General features: G+C 69.5%; 17 protein-coding genes and 1 pseudogene. 3 read left to right on the top strand and 15 right to left on the bottom strand.

All coding sequences use genetic code 11. The features are described 5' to 3' along the window. Positions 1-6 precede the first annotated feature (6 nt). The 5 genes and pseudogenes from ACYVIO_RS38870 to ACYVIO_RS38850 all read right to left on the bottom strand — a co-directional run bounded on the left by ACYVIO_RS38870 (position 7) and on the right by ACYVIO_RS38850 (position 6,013). On the bottom strand, positions 7-936 hold the full coding sequence (locus ACYVIO_RS38870; RefSeq protein WP_460656013.1) for a glycoside hydrolase family 19 protein: 930 nt from the start codon (positions 934-936) through the stop codon (positions 7-9). A gap of 180 nt (positions 937-1,116) precedes the next feature. Further along, entirely contained in the window at positions 1,117-2,064 is a 948-nt protein-coding gene (locus tag ACYVIO_RS38865; RefSeq protein WP_460656012.1) for a glycoside hydrolase family 19 protein, read from the bottom strand. 138 nt (positions 2,065-2,202) lie between these two features. Then, positions 2,203-3,996: an aspartate--tRNA ligase gene (aspS, locus tag ACYVIO_RS38860; protein WP_460656187.1), complete on the bottom strand. Its 1,794-nt coding sequence runs from the start codon at positions 3,994-3,996 to the stop codon at positions 2,203-2,205. 21 nt (positions 3,997-4,017) lie between these two features. Then, positions 4,018-5,328, bottom strand: a pseudogene (gene hisS, locus ACYVIO_RS38855) (histidine--tRNA ligase); the annotation flags it as partial. Positions 5,329-5,332: 4 nt separating this feature from the next. Then, positions 5,333-6,013: an MBL fold metallo-hydrolase gene (locus ACYVIO_RS38850; protein WP_460656011.1), complete on the bottom strand. Its 681-nt coding sequence runs from the start codon at positions 6,011-6,013 to the stop codon at positions 5,333-5,335. A gap of 235 nt (positions 6,014-6,248) precedes the next feature. On the opposite strand from ACYVIO_RS38850, the gene ACYVIO_RS38845 reads away from it, so the two are divergent. Next, positions 6,249-7,475 (top strand): DUF349 domain-containing protein, encoded by a 1,227-nt coding sequence (locus ACYVIO_RS38845; protein WP_460656010.1) that lies wholly within the window; start codon positions 6,249-6,251, stop codon positions 7,473-7,475. A gap of 52 nt (positions 7,476-7,527) precedes the next feature. Further along, complete coding sequence (locus ACYVIO_RS38840) at positions 7,528-8,367, top strand: hypothetical protein (protein ID WP_460656009.1); 840 nt, start codon at positions 7,528-7,530, stop codon at positions 8,365-8,367. 426 nt (positions 8,368-8,793) lie between these two features. Here the strand turns inward: ACYVIO_RS38840 and ACYVIO_RS38835 are convergent, their stop codons facing one another. Beyond that, positions 8,794-9,996 (bottom strand): MFS transporter, encoded by a 1,203-nt coding sequence (locus ACYVIO_RS38835; RefSeq protein ID WP_460656008.1) that lies wholly within the window; start codon positions 9,994-9,996, stop codon positions 8,794-8,796. 107 nt (positions 9,997-10,103) lie between these two features. Here ACYVIO_RS38835 and ACYVIO_RS38830 point away from each other — a divergent pair, with 107 nt between their 5' ends. Further along, the gene (locus ACYVIO_RS38830) at positions 10,104-11,009 is read left to right on the top strand and encodes a LysR family transcriptional regulator (protein WP_460656007.1); all 906 of its coding nucleotides are present in this window, start codon (positions 10,104-10,106) and stop codon (positions 11,007-11,009) included. 604 nt (positions 11,010-11,613) lie between these two features. On the opposite strand, the gene ACYVIO_RS38825 is transcribed toward ACYVIO_RS38830, so the two are convergent. The 9 genes from ACYVIO_RS38825 to ruvC all read right to left on the bottom strand — a co-directional run bounded on the left by ACYVIO_RS38825 (position 11,614) and on the right by ruvC (position 21,815). Then, positions 11,614-12,633 (bottom strand): DUF4037 domain-containing protein, encoded by a 1,020-nt coding sequence (locus tag ACYVIO_RS38825; protein WP_460656006.1) that lies wholly within the window; start codon positions 12,631-12,633, stop codon positions 11,614-11,616. 99 nt (positions 12,634-12,732) lie between these two features. Then, a complete protein-coding gene (locus ACYVIO_RS38820; protein ID WP_460656005.1) occupies positions 12,733-15,105 on the bottom strand; it encodes a RelA/SpoT family protein in 2,373 nt (790 codons plus the stop codon). 118 nt (positions 15,106-15,223) lie between these two features. Next, positions 15,224-15,763, bottom strand: coding sequence for an adenine phosphoribosyltransferase (locus ACYVIO_RS38815; protein ID WP_460656004.1), 540 nt, complete (start codon positions 15,761-15,763; stop codon positions 15,224-15,226). 22 nt (positions 15,764-15,785) lie between these two features. Then, complete coding sequence (secF, locus tag ACYVIO_RS38810; protein WP_460656003.1) at positions 15,786-16,973, bottom strand: protein translocase subunit SecF; 1,188 nt, start codon at positions 16,971-16,973, stop codon at positions 15,786-15,788. After that, a complete protein-coding gene (gene secD, locus ACYVIO_RS38805) occupies positions 16,973-18,670 on the bottom strand; it encodes a protein translocase subunit SecD (RefSeq protein ID WP_460656186.1) in 1,698 nt (565 codons plus the stop codon). Before secD ends, secF begins: the two co-directional genes overlap by 1 nt. 124 nt (positions 18,671-18,794) lie before the next feature. Further along, positions 18,795-19,262: a preprotein translocase subunit YajC gene (yajC, locus tag ACYVIO_RS38800; protein WP_460656002.1), complete on the bottom strand. Its 468-nt coding sequence runs from the start codon at positions 19,260-19,262 to the stop codon at positions 18,795-18,797. Positions 19,263-19,536: 274 nt separating this feature from the next. Further along, positions 19,537-20,589 carry a Holliday junction branch migration DNA helicase RuvB gene (gene ruvB, locus ACYVIO_RS38795; protein ID WP_460656001.1) on the bottom strand — a complete coding sequence of 351 codons (1,053 nt, stop codon included), beginning with the start codon at positions 20,587-20,589 and terminating at the stop codon, positions 19,537-19,539. Between the two features lie 3 nt (positions 20,590-20,592). Beyond that, positions 20,593-21,192, bottom strand: coding sequence for a Holliday junction branch migration protein RuvA (gene ruvA, locus ACYVIO_RS38790; protein ID WP_460656000.1), 600 nt, complete (start codon positions 21,190-21,192; stop codon positions 20,593-20,595). Continuing rightward, the gene (gene ruvC, locus ACYVIO_RS38785; RefSeq protein WP_460655999.1) at positions 21,189-21,815 is read right to left on the bottom strand and encodes a crossover junction endodeoxyribonuclease RuvC; all 627 of its coding nucleotides are present in this window, start codon (positions 21,813-21,815) and stop codon (positions 21,189-21,191) included. The genes ruvA and ruvC overlap by 4 nt, the downstream gene beginning before the upstream one ends. Position 21,816 lies beyond the last annotated feature (1 nt).

The following is a 21,816-nucleotide window of genomic DNA, read 5'->3' as shown; positions in this document are numbered from 1 at the left end:
GGTTTTCTACTTGCCGGCGATGGCCTCGAACTGCGCGCGAGTCAGCCTGCTGGTGTCCTCGGCGAGCTTCCCGGTACGACTGCAGTTGACCGCAGGCGCCGGCTGACCGGTGAGATAAGCAATGGCCGTCTGGAAGGTCGCGCACCGGCGGCCGTCCTCAGCACCGGCCGGGTAGCCGATCGCCGCGTTGACGCGACCCATCTTCAGCTGGTCGGCGTACGGGTTGATGTTGCGTGCCACCGTCCAGTACCAGCGCGCGATCTGGGCGCTGTAGCGGATGTCGCGCGCCAGCTCGGGATTGCCGATCAGGTCGACGCCGAGCCACTGCCCGGCGGGCCGGTAGTTGAAGTCACCGGTCAGCTGGATGTACCCGCGACCGCCGTACGGGCGGGTGTCGCCGATCTCGCGGATGTTGTACTCCAGCCGCGACTCGTGCACGAGCGTGGCCAGGAAGGCGGCCTTGCGGTACGGCGTGTTGATCTGCGCGTCGCGCATCGCCTGGTTCAGCGACGGCAGGCCGGTCTGGACCAGCGACGGGTTGGCGATCCGGCTGCCGAACATCGCCTGGACGTCGGCCAGCGTGATGTCACCGGCCGGCGGGTTCGTGCCACCGCACTCGGCGACGCCGGGCAGCTTGTCCTCGGGGATCGCGACGTACGCGACCGTGACGTACCCGCCGAGCGCGGGCACGTGCGCCCACCACCGGCTGGAGCCGCCGCTGACGGTGACCAGGTCACCGAGCTTCTGGCAGTCGACGTCGATCGCGGTGGGGCCTGGCAGCGTGCGGACGACCGGTGACGAGATGAAGGCGTCGGCCCGGACGTTCACGCCGGTGCCGTAGGTCTGGAAGACGGCGGCTTGGGCGGGGAGGGCGGTGACCAGACCGGCGACGGTCAGGGCCAGGGCGGCGGTGAGGAGATGACGGAATCTGCGCATGACGTGCTCCCGGGGCGGGAAGGGCGGACGGAGCGTCGCGTCGTGAAAAGTTGTCTGCCCACGAGGCGACACTGTCACTTTCCACCGGCGCTGGCCGACACTCAACCCTTTCCATGCCCGTGACACGGTGCCGTGACAGGTAACTGCCACGGCACCGTGCGTTCAGAGCGCGTACGACGGTCAGCCGACCGTCCCCGGCGCCTGCCCGAGCGCGTCGAACTGCGCCCGCGTCAGCTTGCTGGTGTCACCGGCGTACGCCTTCGACCGGGTGCAGATCACTCCGGACGGCACCGACCCGGTCAGGTAGCGCAGCGCGTTCTTGAACGAGTCGCACCGGCGCCCGTCCTCCGCACCGGCCGGGTAGCCGATCGCGGCGTTCACCTTGCCCATGTTGAGTGCGTCGGCCATCGGGTTGATGTTGCGCGCCACGGTCCAGTACCAGCGCGCGATCGGCGCCGACCACTGCAGCGACCGGGCGAGCTCCGGGTTGCCCAGCAGGTCGATCCCGAAGTACCGGCCGGCCGGGCCGTAGTTGAAGTCGCCGGTCAGCTGGATGTACCCGCGACCGCCGTACACGCGAGTGTCCCCGATCTCGCGGATGTTGTACTCCAGCCGCGACTCGTGCACGAGCGTCGCGAGGAACGCCGCCTTGCGCCGCGGGGTGTTGATGTTGGCGTCCCGCATCGCCTGGTTGAGCGACGGCAGCCCGGTGTTGACGAGCGTCGGGTTCGCGATCCGGCTGCCGAACATGGCCTGTACGTCGGCCAGCGTCACGTCGCCTGTCGGCGGATTGGGATCGACGATGCACTCCGGTACGCCGGGGAGCTTGTCGCCGGGAGTGTCGAGATAGGCGACGGTCGCGTAGCCGCCGTGGGCGGGCAGATGCGCCCACCACCGGGTCGCGGGCCGGCCGGTCACCGTGACGGTGTCGCCGGCCTTCTGGCAGTCGACGTCGACGGTGGTCGGCCCGGCGAGCACCTTGATCACCGACGACGACAGGAAGGCGTCGGACCGGATGTTGAGGTTGGTCGCGGTGGTCCGGAAGCCGACGGCGTGGGCCGGAGTGGCGACCAACCCGACGGTCAGGCCGGCCAGTGCCAGTGCGGCGGACAGCGTTCGCTTGAGCATGACGTTCTCCTGGGGCGGGAGGAGGGACGGGAACGCCGTAGGAATCTGTCAGAAGATTCCCACGGCGTTGTCACTTTCCCACTACCGAGAGTGCGTTGCTCAAGTGGACAACCGGCGCTTGGCGCCGGCTCTTGGGGCCTAGGCCTTGGCGTCGGCCTTCGCGTCCTTGTCCTCCGGCTTGGCGTCCACGCCGGCCTCCTTGCGCTGCTCCGGGGTGATCGGGGCCGGCGCCGCGGTCAGCGGGTCGTAACCGCCGCCGGACTTCGGGAACGCGATCACGTCGCGGATCGAGTCCGCGCCGGCCAGCAGCGCGGTGATCCGGTCCCAGCCGAACGCGATGCCGCCGTGCGGCGGGGCGCCGAACTTGAACGCGTCGAGCAGGAAGCCGAACTTCTCGGTCGCCTCCTCGTCGGTCAGGCCCATCACCTTGAACACGCGCTTCTGCACGTCCTCGCGGTGGATACGGATCGACCCACCACCGATCTCGTTGCCGTTGCAGACGATGTCGTACGCGTAGGCCAGCGCCGAGCCCGGGTCGGTGTCGAACGTCGCCAGCGAGTCCGGCTTCGGCGAGGTGAACGCGTGGTGCACGGCGGTCCAGGCGCCCGAACCGACGGCGACGTCACCGGCGGCGGTCGCGTCGTCGGCCGGCTCGAACAGCGGCGCGTCGACAACCCACAGGAACGACCAGGCCGACTCGTCGATCAGACCGCCGCGACGGCCGATCTCCAGGCGGGCCGCACCGAGCAGCGCCCGCGAGGACTTGACCGGGCCCGCGGCGAAGAAGATGCAGTCGCCCGGCTTCGCGCCGACGTGGTCGGCCAGCCCGGCGCGCTCTTCCTCGGACAGGTTCTTCGCGACCGGACCACCGAGCTCGCCGTCCTGACCGACCAGCACGTACGCCAGGCCCTTGGCGCCACGCTGCTTGGCCCAGTCCTGCCACGCGTCCAGCTGCTTGCGCGGCTGGTCGGCGCCGCCCGGCATCACCACGGCACCGACGTACTGGGCCTGGAAGACGCGGAACGGGGTGTCCTTGAAGTAGTCGGTGCACTCGACCAGCTCGAGACCCATCCGCAGGTCGGGCTTGTCGGAACCGAAGCGGGCCATCGCCTCGGCGTACGTCATCCGCTGGATCGGCGTCTGCACCTCGTGCCCGGCGAGCTTCCACAGCTCGACCAGGATCTCCTCGGACAGCGCGATGATGTCGTCCTGGTCGACGAAGCTCATCTCGACGTCGAGCTGGGTGAACTCCGGCTGCCGGTCGGCGCGGAAGTCCTCGTCGCGGTAGCAGCGGGCGATCTGGTAGTACCGCTCCATGCCGGCCACCATCAGCAGTTGCTTGAACAGCTGCGGCGACTGCGGCAGCGCGTACCAGGAGCCCGGCTGCAGGCGCGCCGGGACCAGGAAGTCGCGAGCGCCTTCCGGCGTCGACTTGGTCAGCGTCGGCGTCTCGATCTCGACGAAGTCGTGCTTGGCCAGGACGTCGCGGGCGGCCTTGTTCACCTTGCTGCGCAGGCGAAGCGCGGAGCCCGGGCCCTGACGACGCAGGTCGAGGTACCGGTACTTGAGCCGGACCTCCTCGTTGACCGGCGTCGCGTGGTGCTCCTCGACCGGGAACGGCAGCGGCGCGGCCTCGCTGAGGACCTCGATCTCCTCGGTGATGATCTCGATCTCACCGGTCGGCAGGTCGGCGTTCGCGTTGCCCTCGGGGCGCGCGGCGACGGTGCCGACGATCTTCAGGCAGTACTCCGAGCGCAGGCCGTGCGCGGCGTCCTCGTCGCGGATGACGACCTGGACGGTGCCGCTGGAGTCACGGAGGTCGATGAACGCCACGCCGCCGTGATCGCGCCGCCGCGCCACCCAGCCCGCCAGGGTGACGGTCTGCCCGGTGTGCTCGGCCCTGAGCGAGCCGGCGGAATGGGTACGGATCACGAGTTCTCCTGGGGGGGTTTCGATGCTGGGTCGTACGTCGTGCGCGCCGGGCGTCCAGGTGGCCGGGTCGGCCGGCACCTGCTCGCCGCTGCGGATGTCCTTGACCTCGGGGCCGTTCTCGGTGCTGAACCAGACGAACGGGATGCCGCGACGGTCCGCGAACTTGATCTGCTTGCCGAACTTGGCCGCCGCGGGAGCGACCTCGACCGGGATGCCACGCTGACGAAGAGCTGCCGCCGTACGCATCGCGTCGGCGCGGTCCTCCTCGGCGGTCAGCGCGATCAGTACGGCGGTCGGCGTACTGCGGCTGCCCTTGACCAGGCCCTGGCTGACCAGCCGGTGCACCAGCCGGGAGACACCGATCGAGATGCCGACACCCGGGTACGTCGTCTTGCCGTCGGACGCGAGCGCGTCGTACCGGCCACCGCCGCCGACCGAGCCGAACGACTCCTGGCCGACCAGGTAGATCTCGTAGACGGCGCCGGTGTAGTAGTCCAGGCCTCGAGCGATCCGCAGATCGGCCATCAGCAGGCCGGGCGCGTGCTCGGCCGCGGCGGCCATCACCTGGCTGAGCTGCTCCAGGCCCTCGTCGAGGATCTCGTGCTCGACGCCGAGCGCCCGCACCTGCTCCACGAACGAGGTGTCGGTGCTGGAGATGTCGGCCAGCTGGACGGCCAGCCTGGCCTGCTTGTCGCTCGCGCCGGCCTCGACCAGGCGCTCGACGACCTTGTCCGGGCCGATCTTGTCGATCTTGTCGACGATCCGCAGCACGGTGGTCACGTCGTCCAGGCCGAGCCCGCGGTAGAACCCCTCGGGGATCTTGCGGTTGTTGACCTTGATCACGAACTCCGGCACCGGCAGCTTGCGCAGCGCGTCGGCGATCACCAGCGGCAGCTCGACCTCGTAGTGGTTCGGCAGCTCACCGCTGTCGACCACGTCGATGTCGGCCTGGGTGAACTCGCGGTACCGGCCCTCCTGGGGACGCTCGCCGCGCCACACCTTCTGCACCTGGTACCGGCGGAAGGGGAAGGCCAGCTTGCCGGCGTGCTCCAGCACGTAACGCGCGAAGGGCACGGTCAGGTCGAAGTGCAGCCCGAGGCCCGGGCCGTCGTCGTCCGGGCCGGCCGCGAGCCGCCGTACGCCGTAGATCTCCTTGTCCGCGTCCTCGCCCTGGTTCGAAAGCCGCTCGACCGGCTCGACCGCACGGGTCTCGATCGAGGCGAAACCGTGCAGCTCGAACGTCTCCCGGATCGAGTCGAGGAACTGCAGCTCGACGATCCGGTCGGCGGGAAGGAATTCGGGGAACCCACTGATCGGGGTCACCTTGCTCATTGCTTTACGTCTCCAGGTCCTGCAAGTAGGGGTTGGTCGCCTTCTCCCGGCCGATGGTCGTCTGGCCACCATGACCCGGCAGGACGACGATCTCGTCGCGCATCGGCAGGATCTTGGTGGCCAACGTATGCAGCATCGTCGGATGGTCGCCGCCGGGCAGATCTGTCCGGCCGATCGACCCGGCGAACAGGACGTCACCGGAGAAGAGGACCGCGGGAACGTCCTCCGGCCCGTCGTACGGCGTGGTGAAGGTGACCGAGCCGCGGGTGTGCCCCGGCGTGTGGTCGACGGTGAACCGCAGTCCCGCCAGCTCCAGTTCCTGACCGTCCTTGAGCTCGGCGACGTCGTCCGGCTCGGCGAACTTGTGGTCACCGCCGAGCAGCATCCGTGCGCTCTCCGCGCTGATCCCGGCCATCGGGTCGGCCAGCAGGTGCCGGTCGTCGGCGTGGATCCAGGCCGTGCTGTCGTACGTACCGCAGACCGGGAGGACCGAGAACATGTGGTCGAGGTGACCGTGCGTGAGCAGTACGGCGACGGGCTTGAGCTTGTTCTCCCGGACCACCTGGTCGACGCCCGGCGCGGCGTCCTGACCGGGGTCGATCACGATGCACTCAGCGCCCTGGCCGGTGGCGACCACGTAGCAGTTCGTACCCCACGACCCCGCGGGGAACCCGGCGATGAGCACGACTGACCTTCCTGAACGGGTGCGGGACCATCCAAGGTTACCGGTCGTCCGGCGCCGATCTCGCACCGGATTGTGACGCAACACCGTTGCGCGGAGGCGGGGAGTTTGTGATTGTTCAGTGATAGCTGTCGGGACAGGGTTCCGACGCGCCCAGGGCAGCCCTGTTCACCTGGTTGAACCAAGGGCCGACCAGAATGGGCACGAGCGCAGTGCATACCGCCGGAAGGGGCGAGTTGTGGCCGAGGAAAGCTGGGGCCGGGTAGCAGACGACGGAACGGTGTACGTCCGGACGAAGGACGGCGAGCGGTCGGTCGGCCAGTGGCCGGACGCGAACCCGGAGGAGGCCCTGGCCTTCTACACCCGACGGTACGACGCGCTGGCGTTCGAGGTGGATCTGCTGGAGAAGCGGGTGCAGGCCGGCACGGTGTCGCCCGACGACGCCCGCGCCGCGGTGAAGAAGGTGACCAGCTCGATCACCGACGCCCAGGCGGTCGGCGATCTCGACGGTCTCCTCACCCGGCTCGAGGCACTCACCCCGCTGGTCGCCCAGCAGCGCGAGAAGAAGAAGGCCGAGCGCGCGGCGAAGGTCGAGGAGGCCCGCGAGGCCAAGACCAAGATCGCCACCGAGGCCGAGACGATCGCCGCCGGCACCGACTGGCGCCACGGCGTCACCCGCCTGCGCGAGCTGCTCGACGAGTGGAAGGCGCTGCCGCGCCTCGACAAGTCCAGCGACGACGAGCTGTGGCACCGGTTCTCGTCCGCCCGTACGACGTACACGCGGCACCGCAAGCAGCACTTCGCCGAGCTGTCCTCCAAGCGCGACGAGGCCGCCACCGTCAAGGAACGGCTGGCCGCCGAGGCCGAGACGATCGCCTCGTCGACCGACTGGGGCCCGACCTCGGGCCGCTTCCGCGACCTGATGCGCCAGTGGAAGGCCGCCGGCCCCGCGCCGCGCGAGGTCGACGACAAGCTGTGGGCCCGCTTCCGCAGCGCCCAGGACACGTTCTTCGGCGCGCGTGACGCCGTACAGGCCGAGGAGAACGTCGAGCAGCAGGCCAACCTGCAGGCCAAGGAAACCCTCCTGGTCGAGATCGAGGCGATCCTCCCGGTCAACGACGCCAAGTCCGCCCGCGACCAGCTCCGCGGCCTGCTCGACCGCTGGGACGAGATCGGCAAGGTCCCCCGCGACTCGATGCGCACCATCGACGGCCGCCTGCGCGCCGTCGAACAAGCCGTCAAGTCCGCCGAGGACGAGGTCTGGAACAACACCAACCCCGAGGCCAGAGCCCGCGCCGAGGCCACGGTCAAGCAACTCCAGTCCCTCATCACCGACCTGGAGAAGCAAGCCACCAAGCACGAGTCCCAAGGCAACGCCCGCAAGGCCAAGGAAGCCCGAGAAGCCATCGCAGCCCGCCGAGAATGGCTGACCCAAGCCCAGAACGCGTTGTCAGACTTCAGCTGACCCTGTGGACAACTGAAATCACCGAAGGGTGGTCATCGACCATCCTTCGGTGATGGACTCCCCGCTGTACTTCTGCGGCCTGCCCTTCACGGGTCGCCAGGTCGGGCGCAAACTCAACTGGCTCCTGGGCTCGGGGCAGATACGTCCTGTGCTGAAGGGCGTCTACGTCGACGTCCGTGTCCCCGACTCCCCCGAGCTCCGTGCCACGTCGATCATTCGGCTGCTCCCACCCGACGCGACCGCCTGCGGCCGCACAGCAGCCTGGATCCACGGCATCGACACCACCGCCCTCGGCGAGTCCGAAGAACCCGGCCTGCACTGGACCAACGAACCGACCGACACCGTCGAGATCGCCGGACTCCAAGTCACCACGCCCGCCTCCACCGCCCTCGCGTTGGCCACGAACCTGCCGCGTCCTTTTGCTCTGTCGGCAATCGACGCCTTTCTCCGCTCCGGCGTGACCACCCTCGACGTCCTCCGTCAGTTGGCATCGCACTCCGACCACCCGAGGATCTGGCAGGCCCGCCAGATCCTCGGCTACGCCGACCCCCGCGCCGAGTCCCCCGGCGAATCCTGGCTCCGCCTCAGACTCCTCGACGCGGGCTTCCCCCGCCCCACCCTTCAGGTTCACGCAGGCAAGTACCGCCTCGACCTGGCCTTCCCTCAACCCCTCGAAGACGGCCGCCGCCTAGGCCTCGAATACGACAGCGACCGCTGGCACTCCCGCCCCCGCGAACAGGCCCGCGACGAACGCCGCCAAGACGAACTGGCCGCCCTAGGCTGGCACATCATCTCCGTCCGCCGCCCCGACCTCTGGGGCAGCTACCCCGCCCTGGAACTAGCAGTAGGCAGCTACCTCAGCCAACAACCCCGCCTCCCCCGCCGCTGGTAGAAGGCGCACTTTCCGCTCAACGTGCGCAGTCGTCATCCGCGAACCGGTCGGGCTGCTCCTGGCCGTCCTGTGCAGCCAGAGCGTCGGCCTGTTCCCTATCGCCAGCCAGCCGCTAGGCGCACTGGCGACGGAGAGCTGGGCAAGGTGGCGGTGGCAGCTGGGCATCTACCTAGCCGACGTCCAACATCGACGGCCAGCGCTGATCAACCTGCTGTGGAGCGGACTCAAGCCTGCCTGTTGAGCGTTGGGTCTGGCGGCCAGCCGTGGTTGGTCAGTGGTTGGTGGCGGTGAGCGCCGGCGGCGGATCGAGTTCGGCGCGGCAAGCAGGCCGCCCCCGGGCACTGCGGCCTGCTTGGGCGCGGCCTGCTTGGGTGCGGCCTGCTTGGGCGTGCGGCCTGCTTGGGCGTGCGGGCTGCTTGGGAGCGGCTAGGGCTGCGGGAGTCGGCTGGTGCTGGTGGACGTAAGTCGGCGGATGAAGGTGGCTAGTAGGGAGGCAGCTGTTAGGGCTAGGCCGAAGTAGACGGCGGCGGTTACTCCGGTGTGGTCGGCGATCAGGCCGCCTAGGAGGGCGCCCAGGGCGATTGAGGTGTTGTAGGCGAGGGTGTTGATCGACATGGCAGCTTCGAAGGTGTTGGGAGCCGCGGCGAGGGTGAGGTTGATTTGGCAGAGGTTGGCGGCGCCGAAGGAGAGGCCCCAGAGGGCCAGGGCGATGATGGCGCCGGTGGTTGTGTGGCCGATGGTGAGAAGTAGGAGGAGGGCTACGACCAGGCCGGTGCGGGCGATGGTGAAGGTGGCGGGGAGGTTGATCGTCGTGGTGTAGCCGGCGACGAAGTTGCCGATGGCACCACCTGCGCCGTACACGATCAGCAGGGTGGCGACGAAGCCGGCGGTGACCGACGAGTTCTCCTCCAGGTACGGGCGGACGAACGTGTAGGCCGCGAAATGTCCTAGTACGTAAAGGGATACGGTGATCATCACCAGGCGCAGCGGGACGTTCTTGAGTGGTAGGGCGAAGACCTCGCGGACCGGAACAGCGTTGCTTGACGGGAGCGACGGTACGACGACGGCGACAGCCACGAGGACCAGGGCGCTGAGGCCGCTCCAGATCAGGAACGTCGCACGCCAGCTCGTGAGGCTCTCCAGGAACGTGCCCAACGGGATCCCCGCGACGGTGGCGATCGAGATGCCGGACAGCGCGATCGCGGCGGCTCTGCCGGCGCGGTGCTGCGGGACCAGGCGCATCGCCATGCTGACGCCGATGGCCCAGAACACGCCGTTGGCGAATCCCATCAGCAGCCGCGCGGTCAGCACGAGTGGGTAGTTCGGCGAGATCGCGGTGATCAAGTTGCCGACGGCAAGGACTGCCAGGAGCGCGGACAGCAATGCGCGCCGGTTGACGCGCCGCGTCCACGCGACGATGAACGGCACGCCCAGACCGGCCGAGACGCCGTACAGGGTGACCATCAGCCCGGCGACTCCGACGGAGATCCCGAGGCTCGCGCCGATCGGGGTGAGCAGGCCGACCGGCATCAGCTCGGTGGTGACGAATGTGAACAGGCTGGCGGTGATGACAGCGACGCCCAGCCACGACTTCACGGTCGAGGGCGGACTTTCTACGGTGGTGGCCATTTCTCCTCAGCGTTTTGCTAGATGTGTCGCTGAAAGTCTCCGGCCGAGCCGATCGATGAGTCCAACACATGTTTGTCATCGGATCGATCTTGATTCACGATGGTTCGATGGAGCTGCAGCAGATCCGGTACGTCGTCGCCGTCGCCGAGACGAACAACTTCACCCGGGCCGCCGAGCGCTGCCACGTGGTCCAGTCCGCGCTCAGTCACCAGATCGCGCGCCTCGAGCGCGAACTGGGGTTCCGGCTGTTCGAACGCAGCAGCCGCCGTGTGCAACTGACCCCAGCCGGTACGGCGTTCCTGCCGGCTGCCCGCCAGTGCCTGGACGCCGCCGAGCGCGCGACCGCCCTCGCGGCCGCGGCGGTCGGTGAGATCCGCGGCCGCCTTGCGGTCGGCCTGATCCCGACGGTTGCTGCGGTCGATCTCCCGCGGGCGTTGCGCACGTTCCACGAGCGGTACCCGGACGTTCGGATCAGCCTGCGCGTCGGCGCCAGCGACGAACTCGTCGAGCAGGTCAAGGCCGAAGCCATCGACCTGGCGTTCCTCGGGCTGCCGACCACCGCCCGGCCGCACGGCGTCGACGCCTGGGAACTCGGCCGCGATCGCCTGGTCGCCACGGTCGCGCCGGACCATCCGTTGGCCGGCGAGTCAGCCGTAAGCCTCAGCAGGCTCGCGTCCGAGGTCTTCGTCGATCTCCCCGCCAGGACCGCCGGCCGCGCCCAGACCGACCAGGCTTTCGCGGCTGCGGGCCTCACCCGCGACGTCGCGTACGAGGTCACCAACGCCGACTTCATCGCCCGGCTGGTCGTCAACGGCCTCGGCATCGCGCTACTCCCGTCGGCCTACGTCCCCCAGCTCACCGGCCTCACGACGATCGAGGTCACCGACGCCCCCGGCCGCGTCGAGTACGTCGTCTGGAACCGCTTCACCCGCCCCCCAGCCGCCACGGCCTTCCTCGCCGGCCTCAACATCCCCACCGGCACACGACAGGAACCACTGCACTCGAGCAAGTGAGCTCGTACGACGGCCACTCGCTTGAACCAGCAGGTCCTCGGCGAAGGTGACAGCGTCGAGCAGGGCCAGGCCGCGCGACCGCAGCGCCCCGGCAGCTCAGAAGCCGGCCCAGGCCAGAAGGCAGATGAGCCCGTACGGCGGCCACTCGGTGGTTAAGCCAGAGGCTCGTCCGTGGCGAGGTTGAGATCGCCGAGCAGCGCCAGTGGGCGCGAGCGCGAGCGGTCCGGCGGCTCAGAAGCCGACGCAGGGCAGGGCGCCCCGCGGCGCCCCGACTGCTAGCTCAGCGGCGACGCGCCGGCGGCTGCGGCGGAGACAGCGTCGGGCGCTGGGGTGCTGCACGGCTACTAGCTCAGCGGCGCCGGGTGCAGCACGGCCGCCAGCTCAGCGGCGCCCGGGTGCTGCACGGCTGCTAGCTCAGCGGCGACGCGCTGGCGGCTGCGGTGGAGAAGGCGGCAGCGCGGCAGACGCTGGGGTGCTGGACGGCAGCCGGCCCGGGCGGCTCGGCAGCACTAGGCCGGCGCCCGGACGGCTACTAGCCGGGCGGCTCAGACGGCAGCTAGCCCGACACCTCGGACGGCTACTAGCCCAGTGGCCCTGACGGCAGCTAGTCCGACTGATCGGGCGGTGGCGCCAGGAGGTTGAGGAGGGCTGGGCGCTCGCGGGGATGCCAGAGCAGTTCGCGGATCTGGTCGACGCCGCCGACGGGCCAGCGGTTGGCGAGGGCTTGCACGGCGGGATCCGTGATCTTCGCGGCGAGTGCTTCCGGGAACGGCCCCCAGAGCACCTTGAACGGGCGGTCCCACATCTGGACCACTTCGGTCGCGACCGGTGGCGTGATGGCCAGCGCGTTGTGCCGGGCAGCCATCAGCTCGTACGCCGTCAGCAGCGCGTCCTCGCGCTCACGCCACGACCTGGCCTGGATGACGTCCGACAGGACCGGCGTCAGCTCGGCGGCACCGGCGAGGCGGCTGAACGCCGTACCGAACCATTTGGCGTACGGCGCGTAGACGCGGTCCTGCAGGAAGCACAGGTGCATCAGGTCGCGTACGAGCCGGGAACCGATCAACGCCGAGCCGAGCTCATCGCCGGCCTGGCCGGCGCGGCCGACGAGGTTGACCTCGGGATGGATGCGCCACCAGCCGGCCAGTTGCAGGTAGAGCCAGACATCGCGAGGGTAATAGGCAAAACGCTCGCGGGCCGACTCCAACAAAACCTCGTCGTGGAAGACCTGGCCGGCGGTGATCATCCGCAGGCTCTGCTCCGAGAACGTCAGCCAGTCCTGCGCCTCCAGCGGAGCCTCAGAGTCGATGCCGAGGTGCTTCGCGAAGTAGGTCCGCACGGTGTGGACGGTGACGTCGGTGGTGCGGTCCGCGAAGGACGACGGGACCTGCTCGCGCAGCACCTCGGCGTACCGGTCCAGGTCCTCGTCGCGCAGGAACAGCTGGATCCGCGGAAGCCAGTCGTGGTCCGTGGACATCGGGTCGTCGAAGCCCAGCACCTCCGAGCCGCGCCCGAGCAAGGCCGCCGCGTGCGGCAGACCAGGAACGGCCGAGTCCAGCATCGGCCGAACAGCCTCCGCGTAGAAGCGCGCACTCAGCTCCAAGCCGGACTCGAACGCCACCATCCCCAACTCCCCCAGTCGCTGGACAGTGAACTACACAAGACACTGTGCAGTGCGGGAGTGTCCGGCCGAAAGTCTCGGCCGGCGCACACCTCCAGCAAGTTACTGCGTGACGCGGTAGACGTCGAAGACGCCTTCGACCGAGCGCACTGCCTTCAGGACGTGGCCCAGGTGTGTCGGGTCGCCCATCTCGAACGTGAAGCGCGACTTGGCGATCCGGTCGCGGGTTGTCGTCAGCGCCGCCGACAGGATGTTCACGTGGTAGTCCGAGAGGACCCGCGTGATGTCCGACAGCAGCCGCGCCCGGTCCAGCGCCTCGACCTGGATGGCGACGAGGAAGACCGACTGGGCGGTCGGGGCCCACTCGACCTCGACGATGCGCTCGGGCTGGGTCTGCAGGTCCGCGACGTTGGCGCAGTCGGCCCGGTGGACCGAGACGCCGGCCCCTCGGGTGACCCAGCCGATGATCTCGTCACCCGGCACCGGCGTGCAGCACCGGGCGAGCTTCGACAGCACGTCGGTCGCACCCTTGACGATGACACCGGCGTCACCACGCGCCGCTCGCTTACGCCGCTCGCGCGTCTGCGGGAGCCGCAGGCCTTCGGCCAGGTCCTCGGCCGCGCCCTCTTCCCCGCCGTACGTCTCGATCAATCGCCGTACGACGGCCTGAGCGCTGACGTGGCTCTCGCCGACCGCGGCGTACAGCCCGGTGACGTCGGGGTAGCGCAGCGAGTTGGCAACAGCCGTGAGCGTCTCGTGCGACAGCAGGCGCTGCAGCGGCAGACCCTCCTTGCGCAACTGCTTGGCGATCGCGTCCTTGCCGTGCTCGATCGCCTCGTCGCGGCGTTCCTTGGAGAACCAGTGCTTGATCTTGTTCCGCGCGCGCGGGCTCTTGACGAAGCCGAGCCAGTCGCGAGAAGGACCGGCACCCTGCGCCTTCGAGGTGAAGACCTCGACGACGTCGCCGTTCTCGAGCGTGCTCTCCAGCGGCACGAGCCGGCCGTTCACCCGGGCGCCGATGCAGCGGTGCCCAACCTCGGTGTGGATCGCGTACGCGAAGTCGACCGGCGACGAACCCGTCGGCAGCGACATCACGTCGCCGCGCGGGGTGAAGACGTAGACCTCGGAGTTGTTGATCTCGAAGCGCAGCGAGTCGAGGAACTCCGACGGGTCGGAGGTCTCCCGCTGCCAGTCGACGAGCTGCCGGACCCAGGGCATGTCGTTCGGCGCGCCGATCTCGGTGGTCGGCGGGGCGCCCACCTCCGGAGCCGGTGCGTTCGGGTCCTCCTTGTACTTCCAGTGCGCGGCGATGCCGTACTCCGCGCGCCGGTGCATCGAGAAGGACCGGATCTGCAGCTCCACCGGCTTGCCCTGCGGGCCGATCACGGTGGTGTGCAGCGACTGGTACATGTTGAACTTCGGCATCGCGATGTAGTCCTTGAACCGGCCGGGGACCGGGTTCCACCGCGCGTGCAGCACACCGAGCGCGGCATAACAGTCCCGGACCGACTCGACCAGCACGCGAATGCCGACCAGGTCGTAGATGTCGCCGAACTCGCGGCCGCGGACGATCATCTTCTGGTAGATCGAGTAGTAGTGCTTGGGCCGGCCGGTGACGGTCGCCTTCACCTTGGCGGCACGCAGGTCCTCGTGCACCTGGTCGATCACCGAGGCCAGGTACTCGTCGCGCGACGGCGCGCGCTCGGCGACCAGCCGGACGATCTCGTCGTACACCTTCGGGTGCAGGGTCGAGAAGGACAGGTCCTCGAGCTCCCACTTGATCGTGTTCATACCCAGCCGGTGGGCCAGCGGGGCGTAGATCTCGAGGGTCTCGCGGGCGATCCGCTCCTGCTTCTCCTGCCGCAGGAAGCCGAGCGTGCGCATGTTGTGCAGCCGGTCGGCGAGCTTGATCACCAGCACCCGGATGTCCTTGGCCATCGCGACGACCATCTTGCGGATCGTCTCGGCCTGCGCGGACTCGCCGTACTTGACCTTGTCCAGCTTGGTCACGCCGTCGACCAGCATCGCGATCTCTTCGCTGAAGTCCTTGGTCAGCTCGGCGATCGTGTAGTCGGTGTCCTCGACGGTGTCGTGCAGCAGCGCGGCGCACAGCGTCGGCGCGGTCATGCCCAGCTCGGCCAGGATGGTCGCGACGGCGAGCGGGTGGGTGATGTAGGCGTCACCGCTCTTGCGCAACTGGCCGGTGTGGTGCTTCTCGGCGGTCCGGTAGGCCCGCTCGATCATCGCCAGGTCGGCCTTGGGGTGGGTCGCCCGGACGACCCGGAACAGCGGCTCCAGCATCGGGGCCCGGTTCGGGTGGCGGGTGCCACCCAGACGGGCGAGCCGGGCGCGCACCCGGGCGGGCGCGATCCTCGGCGGTTGGGCGGCAGGCGGCGGCGCCGAGCTGACCGGGCGCACCGGTGCGGGCGCGCGCGGGGGCTCGTGCGGCACCACATCCGGTACCGCTGACGTCATCGCCGGGTCTTCGCCCACGTTGTGTCCCTCCGCCGACAGACCACCAGTCTAGGGGGTCACGGCCAACGAGGTGGACACGGCCTGTGGACAACACGCCGATTTGACCAACCGGCCGGTTTCACACAGTGACGAGAGCGTCCACACGCTCGTCCGCCAGCCGCTTGCGTCCGGGCAGGAACGACAGCTCGATCAGTACGGCGGTACCGACGACCTCGGCCCCGCAGCGCCGGATCAGCCGCAGGCACGCCTCGACCGTGCCGCCGGTCGCGAGCACGTCGTCGATCACCAGCACCCGGTCCCCCGGCGCGAACGCGTCCTGGTGCACCTCGATCGTCGCCTCGCCGTACTCCAGCGCGTACGACTCCGCGAACGTCGCCGCCGGCAGCTTGCCCTGCTTGCGGACCGGGACGAACCCGGCCCCGAGCGCCAGCGCGACCGGGGCGGCCAGGATGAAGCCACGGGCCTCGATCCCGACCACCTTGTCGACCACGACCTCGCCGTCGTCGTCCTTGCCGAACGCGGCGAGTGCCTCGACCACCTGGGTGAACCCGGTGTGGTCGGCCAGCAGGGGGGTGATGTCCTTGAACAGCACCCCCGGCTGCGGGTAGTCCGGGATGTCGCGGATGCCCTGGGCCAGGACCTCATCCAGCGAGCGCATCAGCAACCCTTCGTCAACGTGTTCACTTACCGCGCTTGGAGCGCGGCTTGCGGCTCGGCTGCGGCCGTCCGGCCGAACTGGTCGGCTTCACCGGGCGGCTCGACGGCACCGGCGTACCGGCCTTGGGCCGATCCTGAGGCCGTACGGCGGTCGCAGTGCTGCCGCCTCCGACCAGCGCGCCGGCCGGCTCGGCTCCACCGGCGACAGGCGCCGTGGCCGAACCGCTCTGCTGGGCCCGCTTGGCGAGCACCCGGCGGCGCAGCGCCTGCATGCCCGGCTCGCGCTCCTTGAAGGTGGCCAGCAGCGCCGGGGCGATGAAGACCGAGGAGTACGCGCCGACGGCGATACCGACGAACAGTGCCAGCGACAGGTCCTTCAGCGGACCGGTGCCGAGCACGACCGTACCGACGACGAGGATCGATCCGACCGGCATCAGCGCGATCAGCGTGGTGTTGATCGACCGGACGACGGTCTGGTTGACGGCCAGGTTGGTCGCGTCGCTGTAGGTGAAGCGGTTCGAGCCGGTGATGCCGCGGGTGTTCTCGCGGACCTTGTCGAAGACCACGACGGTGTCGTACAGCGAGTACCCGAGGATCGTCAGGACGCCGATCACGGTCGCCGGGGTGACGTCGAACCCGACCAGCGCGTAGACGCCGACCGTGATCAGCACGTCGTGCAGCAGGGCGATGATGGCGGCCATCGAGGCCTTGGGTTCGCGGAAGTAGATCCAGATCACCAGGAAGACCAGGACCAGGAAGACGATCAGCGCGAGCACGGCCTTGTTCGCGATCTGGTCACCCCAGGAGGCGCCGATCTGCGACGTACTGACCTGGTTCGGCTGGACGCCGGCCTGCTGCGCGATGGCGTTGCGGACCTTGGTGATGTCGTCCTGGCTCAGCGGCCGGGTCTGGATCCGGACCTTGTCGCTGCCGACCGTGGTGACGACCGGGTCGCCGAGGTCCTGGGCGTTGGTCGCCTTCACCGCGTTCGAGAAGTCGTCGACCGTGGTGTCGGTGACGCGCACCGACGTCTGGTACTCCGTGCCGCCCTTGAACTCGATGCCGAGCGCCAGGCCGCGGACGGCCAGGCCGATCACGGAGACCGCGACCAGGATCAGCGAGACGGTGAACCACACCTTGCGCTTGCCGATGAAGTCGTAGGAGACCTCACCGCGGTGCAGCTTCGCACCGATGTTTCCGAGCTTCGACATCAGACCTCCCCTCCCACGGGCTTGCGCGTCGACTTGGCCGGACGGGCGGCCGGTTTCATCTGGCCGGGCAGGCGCTCGACGCCGAGGTGCTCGGGGTCGAGGCCGGACAGCTTGTGGCCGTGGCCGAAGAAGTCGGTCCGGGCCAGCAGCGTGACCAGCGGCTTGGTGAAGATGAAGACCACCAGCAGGTCGATCAGCGTGGTCAGGCCGAGCGTGAACGCGAAGCCCTTCACGCCACCGACCGCGAGGATGTACAGCACGACGGCGGCCAGCAGCGAGATCGAGTCGGCCGCGATGATCGTGTGCTTGGCGCGGGCCCAGCCGGTCTCCACCGAGGAGCGCAGGCTGCGGCCCTCACGGACCTCGTCGCGGAGTCGCTCGAAGTAGATGACGAACGAGTCCGCGGTGATACCGATCGCCACGATCAGACCCGCGATGCCGGCCAGCGTCAGGGTGAACCCGATCGCCTGGCCGAGCAGCACCACCGACGCGTACGTCAGCGCCGCCGCGGCCGCCAGCGAGGCGACCACGACCAGGCCGAGGCCGCGGTAGTAGAGGAACGAGAAGATGATCACCAGCGCGAGGCCGATCAGGCCCGCGGTGATACCGGCCGACAGCTGGTCACCACCGAGCTGCGGCGAGATGGTCTCCACCGACGAGACGTCGAACGAGACCGGCAGCGCGCCGTACTTGAGGACGTTGGCCAGGTCGCGCGCCTCGGTCTCGGTGAAGCTGCCGCTGATCTGCGCCTGACCGCCGGGGATCGGCTGGTCGACGCTCGGCGTCGAGATGGTCTCGCCGTCCAGCACGATCGCGAACAGGTTGTTGCCCTGGCCGCGCTGGGAGATCGCGGTGGTGGCCTTGAGGAACTTGTCGCCGCCCTCGCTGTTGAAGTTCAGGTTGACCTGCCACTGGAAGCCGCCCTGCGGGATGCCCGCGCTGGCGTCGGACAGGTCGGTGCCCTTGAGGATCGCGGGGCCGAGCAGGTACTTGCTGGTGCCGGCCTTGTCGCAGGAGAACAGCGGCTTGTCCGGGTTGTCCTCGGGCTTCGCGTTCTTCTCGTCGGGGCACTTGAAGGTCCCGAACGCCGCCGTGGTGGCCGCGTCGGGCTGCCAGGCGAGCGGGTCACCCGCGGCGACCGGCGGCGTGGCCGGCGGGGTCGCCGGGGTGCTGGGCTTCGCGGTCGGCGTCGGCGTCGGGGTGTCGGCCTCGCTGAGCGCGCTGCTCCAGGCCCGGCCGTTCGGCGACGGGGTGGTGCTCGGCTTCAGCGTGGTCGACGGCTTCGGCGTGGTGCTCGGCTTCGGCGTCGTCGTCGGCTTGCCGGTCGGCGTGGCCGTCGGAGCCGGCGGCGGGACGGCCTGCTGCGCGTCGTACACGACCCGGAAGTACAGCAGGGCGGTCTGGCCGACCTGCTTGACCAGGCTGTCCTGGTTGGCACCGGGGACCGCGACGTTGATGTGGTCGCGGCCCGCGGTGGTGATCTCGGCCTCGCCGACGCCCGCGCCGTTGACCCGCTGCGAAATGATGTTCTTCGCCTCGGCCAGCTGCTCGGCGGTGATGCTCCCGCCGCCGGCCAGGGACTTCGCGGTGAGCGTGATGGTGGTGCCACCGCGCAGGTCCAGGCCGAGCTTGGGCTCCCAGTGCTTGGTCAGCCCCATGATCCCGAACAGCAGGACCAGGATGACTCCCAAAACGATCAGGAGCCGCCCTGGGCGGGATGTCGTCGTTGATGCCACGTGAGATTCAACCTTTGCGCTTCTGGGCGCGCCGGGGTGTCAGGGTGACGCCGGGGCGCGCCGCACGCCGATAGGACGGGGAAGTTCAGTTCTCGGTGTGCGTCGGCGGCAGTTTCTTTTCCTGCGCCTTGGTGTCGCCCGTCTCCGGTACGTCGACGGTGTCGCGCTCCGGCACCTCGTCCGTGACCCGGTCCTCCACCGGGGCCTCGGTCGGCTCGTCGGCCGCCGCGTCGGCGGTCAGCTCCTCGTCGGCGGCGTCTTCCGGGAGCACCCGGCCGACCGCGGCCTTGAGGAACTGCACCAGGATGCCGTCGGAGATCTCGAGGATGACGTACTCGTCGTCGACCTCCTCGACGACGCCGACCATGCCGCTGGTGGTGACCACCTTCGTGCCGGGAGACAGCGCAGCGACCGTGTCGGCCTGCTTCTGGCGCTGCTTGCGCTGCGTGCGGCTCATGAACCAGATCATTCCCACGATCAGGATCAGCGGGAGCAGGAGCGTGAAGCCCGAGCCGCCCCCGGAGGAGGCCATCGGTACGGCGAGCAGTTCCATCGGGACTCAGAATCCTTCGTCGATTGCGGGGGCCCGGCACGCTCTGCGCGCGCAGGTCGTCACGGGATGGCCCGAGGTCAGGCCACCGGGGAGTCTAACCCTGGGCGGCAACAAGTGCCGCATGACACCGGGTCACGTTTGCGTTACTCGCCACCGTACGCCGATCCCGGCTCGCGCGGCGTACCCGATCCACCGCACTGGGTGCACGGTGTACTGCTTCAACGCGTACGACGCACCACGGAGTTCCCCCGGCCGACGTGCCCTTGACCGGGGCCTACTCGTCCTCGGCGTCGAAGAGGGTGTCGGCGAAGGTCGCGTTCTTGGGGACGCTGAGGCCCAGGTGGCGCCAGGCGGCCGGGGTGGCGACGCGGCCGCGCGGCGTACGGGCCAGGTAGCCGGAGCGGACCAGGAACGGTTCGGCGACCTCCTCGACCGTCTCGCGTTCCTCACCGACCGCGACCGCCAGCGTGGACAGGCCGACCGGTCCCCCGCCGAAGCGGCGGCAGAGCGCGTCGAGCACGCCGCGGTCGAGCCGATCGAGGCCCATCTTGTCGACCTCGTACAGGTCGAGTGCGGACTTCGACAGGGCGACCGTGATGATGCCGTCGGCCCGGACCTCGGCGAAGTCGCGCACCCGGCGGAGCAGCCGGTTCGCGATCCGGGGTGTGCCGCGGGAGCGCGACGCGATCTCGATGGCGGCCTCGGGCGTGATGTCGACGTCGAGCAGCGCGGCGGACCGGTTGACGATCTTCTCCAGCTCGGAGGCCTCGTAGAACTCCAGGTGCCCGGTGAAGCCGAACCGGTCCCGCAGCGGCCCCGGCAGCAGGCCGGCCCGCGTGGTCGCGCCGACCAGCGTGAACGGCGGGATCTCCAGCGGGATCGCCGTCGCGCCGGGTCCCTTGCCGACGATGACGTCGACCCGGAAGTCCTCCATCGCCATGTAGAGCAGCTCTTCGGCCGGCCGCGACATCCGGTGGATCTCGTCGAGGAACAGCACTTCGCCTTCGCTGAGCCCGGACAGGATCGCCGCCAGGTCGCCGGCGTGCTGGATCGCCGGACCACTGGTGATGCGCAGCGGGGCCGACAGCTCGGCCGCGATGATCATCGCCAGCGTGGTCTTGCCCAGTCCGGGTGGACCGGACAGCAGGACATGGTCGGGCGCGCGGTTGCGGCCGCGGGCCGCGTGCAGCACGAGTTCGAGCTGCTCGCTGACCCGGCGCTGCCCGCCGAACTCGGCCAGCGTGCGCGGGCGCAGCGCCGACTCGATCTTGCGTTCCTCGAGGTCGACCGCGTCCGCGGACACCAGGGGCCTGACGTTGTCTTCCATCTCTTACGCCTTGGAGAGCACGCGCAACGCGGCGCGCAGGAGGTTGGGGACGGACGGCTCGCCCTCGTCGGCCAGCGGCGACACGGCGATCACCGCGTCCTCGGCGTCGCGAGCCGACCAGCCCAGGCCGACCAGACCGGCCTGCACCTGGCCCTTCCAGGCCTCGGTCGGCTGCAGCGGGCGCCCGGCGACCGTCTTGGACGGCGCACCGATCTTGTCCTTCAGCTCCAGCACGATCCGCTGCGCACCCTTCTTCCCGATGCCCGGCACCTTCACCAGCACCGCCAGGTCCTCGGAGGCGACGGCCTGCCGCAGCTGGTCAGGACTCAGTACGGCGAGCGCGGCCTGCGCCAGCTTCGGCCCGACGCCCGACGCGGTCTGCAGCAGCTCGAACAGGCTCTTCTCGTCGTCGTCCGCGAACCCGTACAGCGTCAGCGAGTCCTCGCGCACCACCATCGAGGTCGACACCCGAGCTTCCTGCCCAGGCCGCAGCCCGGCCAGCGTGCCCGGGTGGCAGTACACCTGCAGCCCGATCCCACCGACCTCGATCACCGCACTGTCCAGCCCGATCGCAGCCACCGGGCCACGCACGAACGCGATCATCGCCTACCTCCTCGAACTGCCCGGAGCTGTGCCTCCCGGGCTTCGGTCGCCTGTGCCAGCGCCGCTTGAACCTTTGCCACTTGGACCTTGGACTGTGCTTGTGCGCGGGCCTCCAACTGAGACTTCGCCGCGTCCTGCAACCGGCTTGTCACTCCCCCGCGCCACACATGACAGATAGCCAGCGCCAACGCATCCGCGGCATCCGCGGGGGTCGGCCGCTCGGGCAGCTGCAGGATCCTGGTCACCATCGTGGTCACCTGATCCTTGTCCGCCCGGCCCGAGCCGGTCACCGCGGCCTTCACCTCGCTCGGCGTGTGCAGCGCGACCGGCAATCCACGCCGCGCGGCCACCACCATCGCGATCCCCGACGCCTGCGCGGTGCCCATCACGGTCCGCACGTTGTGCTGCGCGAAGACCCGCTCGACCGCGACCGCGTCCGGCTTGTGCTCGTCGATCCACTGCTCGATGCCGGCCTCGATCTGGACCAGCCGGCGCGCAACGTCCAGGTCGGTCGGCGTCCGGATCACGCCGACGGCGACCAGCTTCGGCGGCCGTCCGGGCGCACCCTCGACCACGCCGAGACCACACCGGGTCAGCCCCGGGTCGACGCCGAGCACGCGCATG

The sequence above is a fragment of the Kribbella endophytica genome, from assembly GCF_054781295.1.
This window is presented reverse-complemented; position numbering and strand designations above follow the sequence as displayed.

Coding starts and splice junctions, on each gene's coding strand:
- ACYVIO_RS38870 (WP_460656013.1), bottom strand. CDS start 936: ATGCGCAGATTCCGTCATCTCCTCACCGCCGCCCTGGCCCTGACCGTC.
- ACYVIO_RS38865 (WP_460656012.1), bottom strand. CDS start 2,064: ATGCTCAAGCGAACGCTGTCCGCCGCACTGGCACTGGCCGGCCTGACC.
- ACYVIO_RS38840 (WP_460656009.1), top strand. CDS start 7,528: ATGGACTCCCCGCTGTACTTCTGCGGCCTGCCCTTCACGGGTCGCCAG.
- ACYVIO_RS38835 (WP_460656008.1), bottom strand. CDS start 9,996: ATGGCCACCACCGTAGAAAGTCCGCCCTCGACCGTGAAGTCGTGGCTG.
- ACYVIO_RS38830 (WP_460656007.1), top strand. CDS start 10,104: ATGGAGCTGCAGCAGATCCGGTACGTCGTCGCCGTCGCCGAGACGAAC.
- ACYVIO_RS38825 (WP_460656006.1), bottom strand. CDS start 12,633: ATGGTGGCGTTCGAGTCCGGCTTGGAGCTGAGTGCGCGCTTCTACGCG.
- ACYVIO_RS38820 (WP_460656005.1), bottom strand. CDS start 15,105: ATGACGTCAGCGGTACCGGATGTGGTGCCGCACGAGCCCCCGCGCGCG.
- ACYVIO_RS38815 (WP_460656004.1), bottom strand. CDS start 15,763: ATGCGCTCGCTGGATGAGGTCCTGGCCCAGGGCATCCGCGACATCCCG.
- secF (WP_460656003.1), bottom strand. CDS start 16,973: ATGTCGAAGCTCGGAAACATCGGTGCGAAGCTGCACCGCGGTGAGGTC.
- yajC (WP_460656002.1), bottom strand. CDS start 19,262: ATGGAACTGCTCGCCGTACCGATGGCCTCCTCCGGGGGCGGCTCGGGC.
- ruvB (WP_460656001.1), bottom strand. CDS start 20,589: ATGGAAGACAACGTCAGGCCCCTGGTGTCCGCGGACGCGGTCGACCTC.
- ruvA (WP_460656000.1), bottom strand. CDS start 21,192: ATGATCGCGTTCGTGCGTGGCCCGGTGGCTGCGATCGGGCTGGACAGT.
- ruvC (WP_460655999.1), bottom strand. CDS start 21,815: ATGCGCGTGCTCGGCGTCGACCCGGGGCTGACCCGGTGTGGTCTCGGC.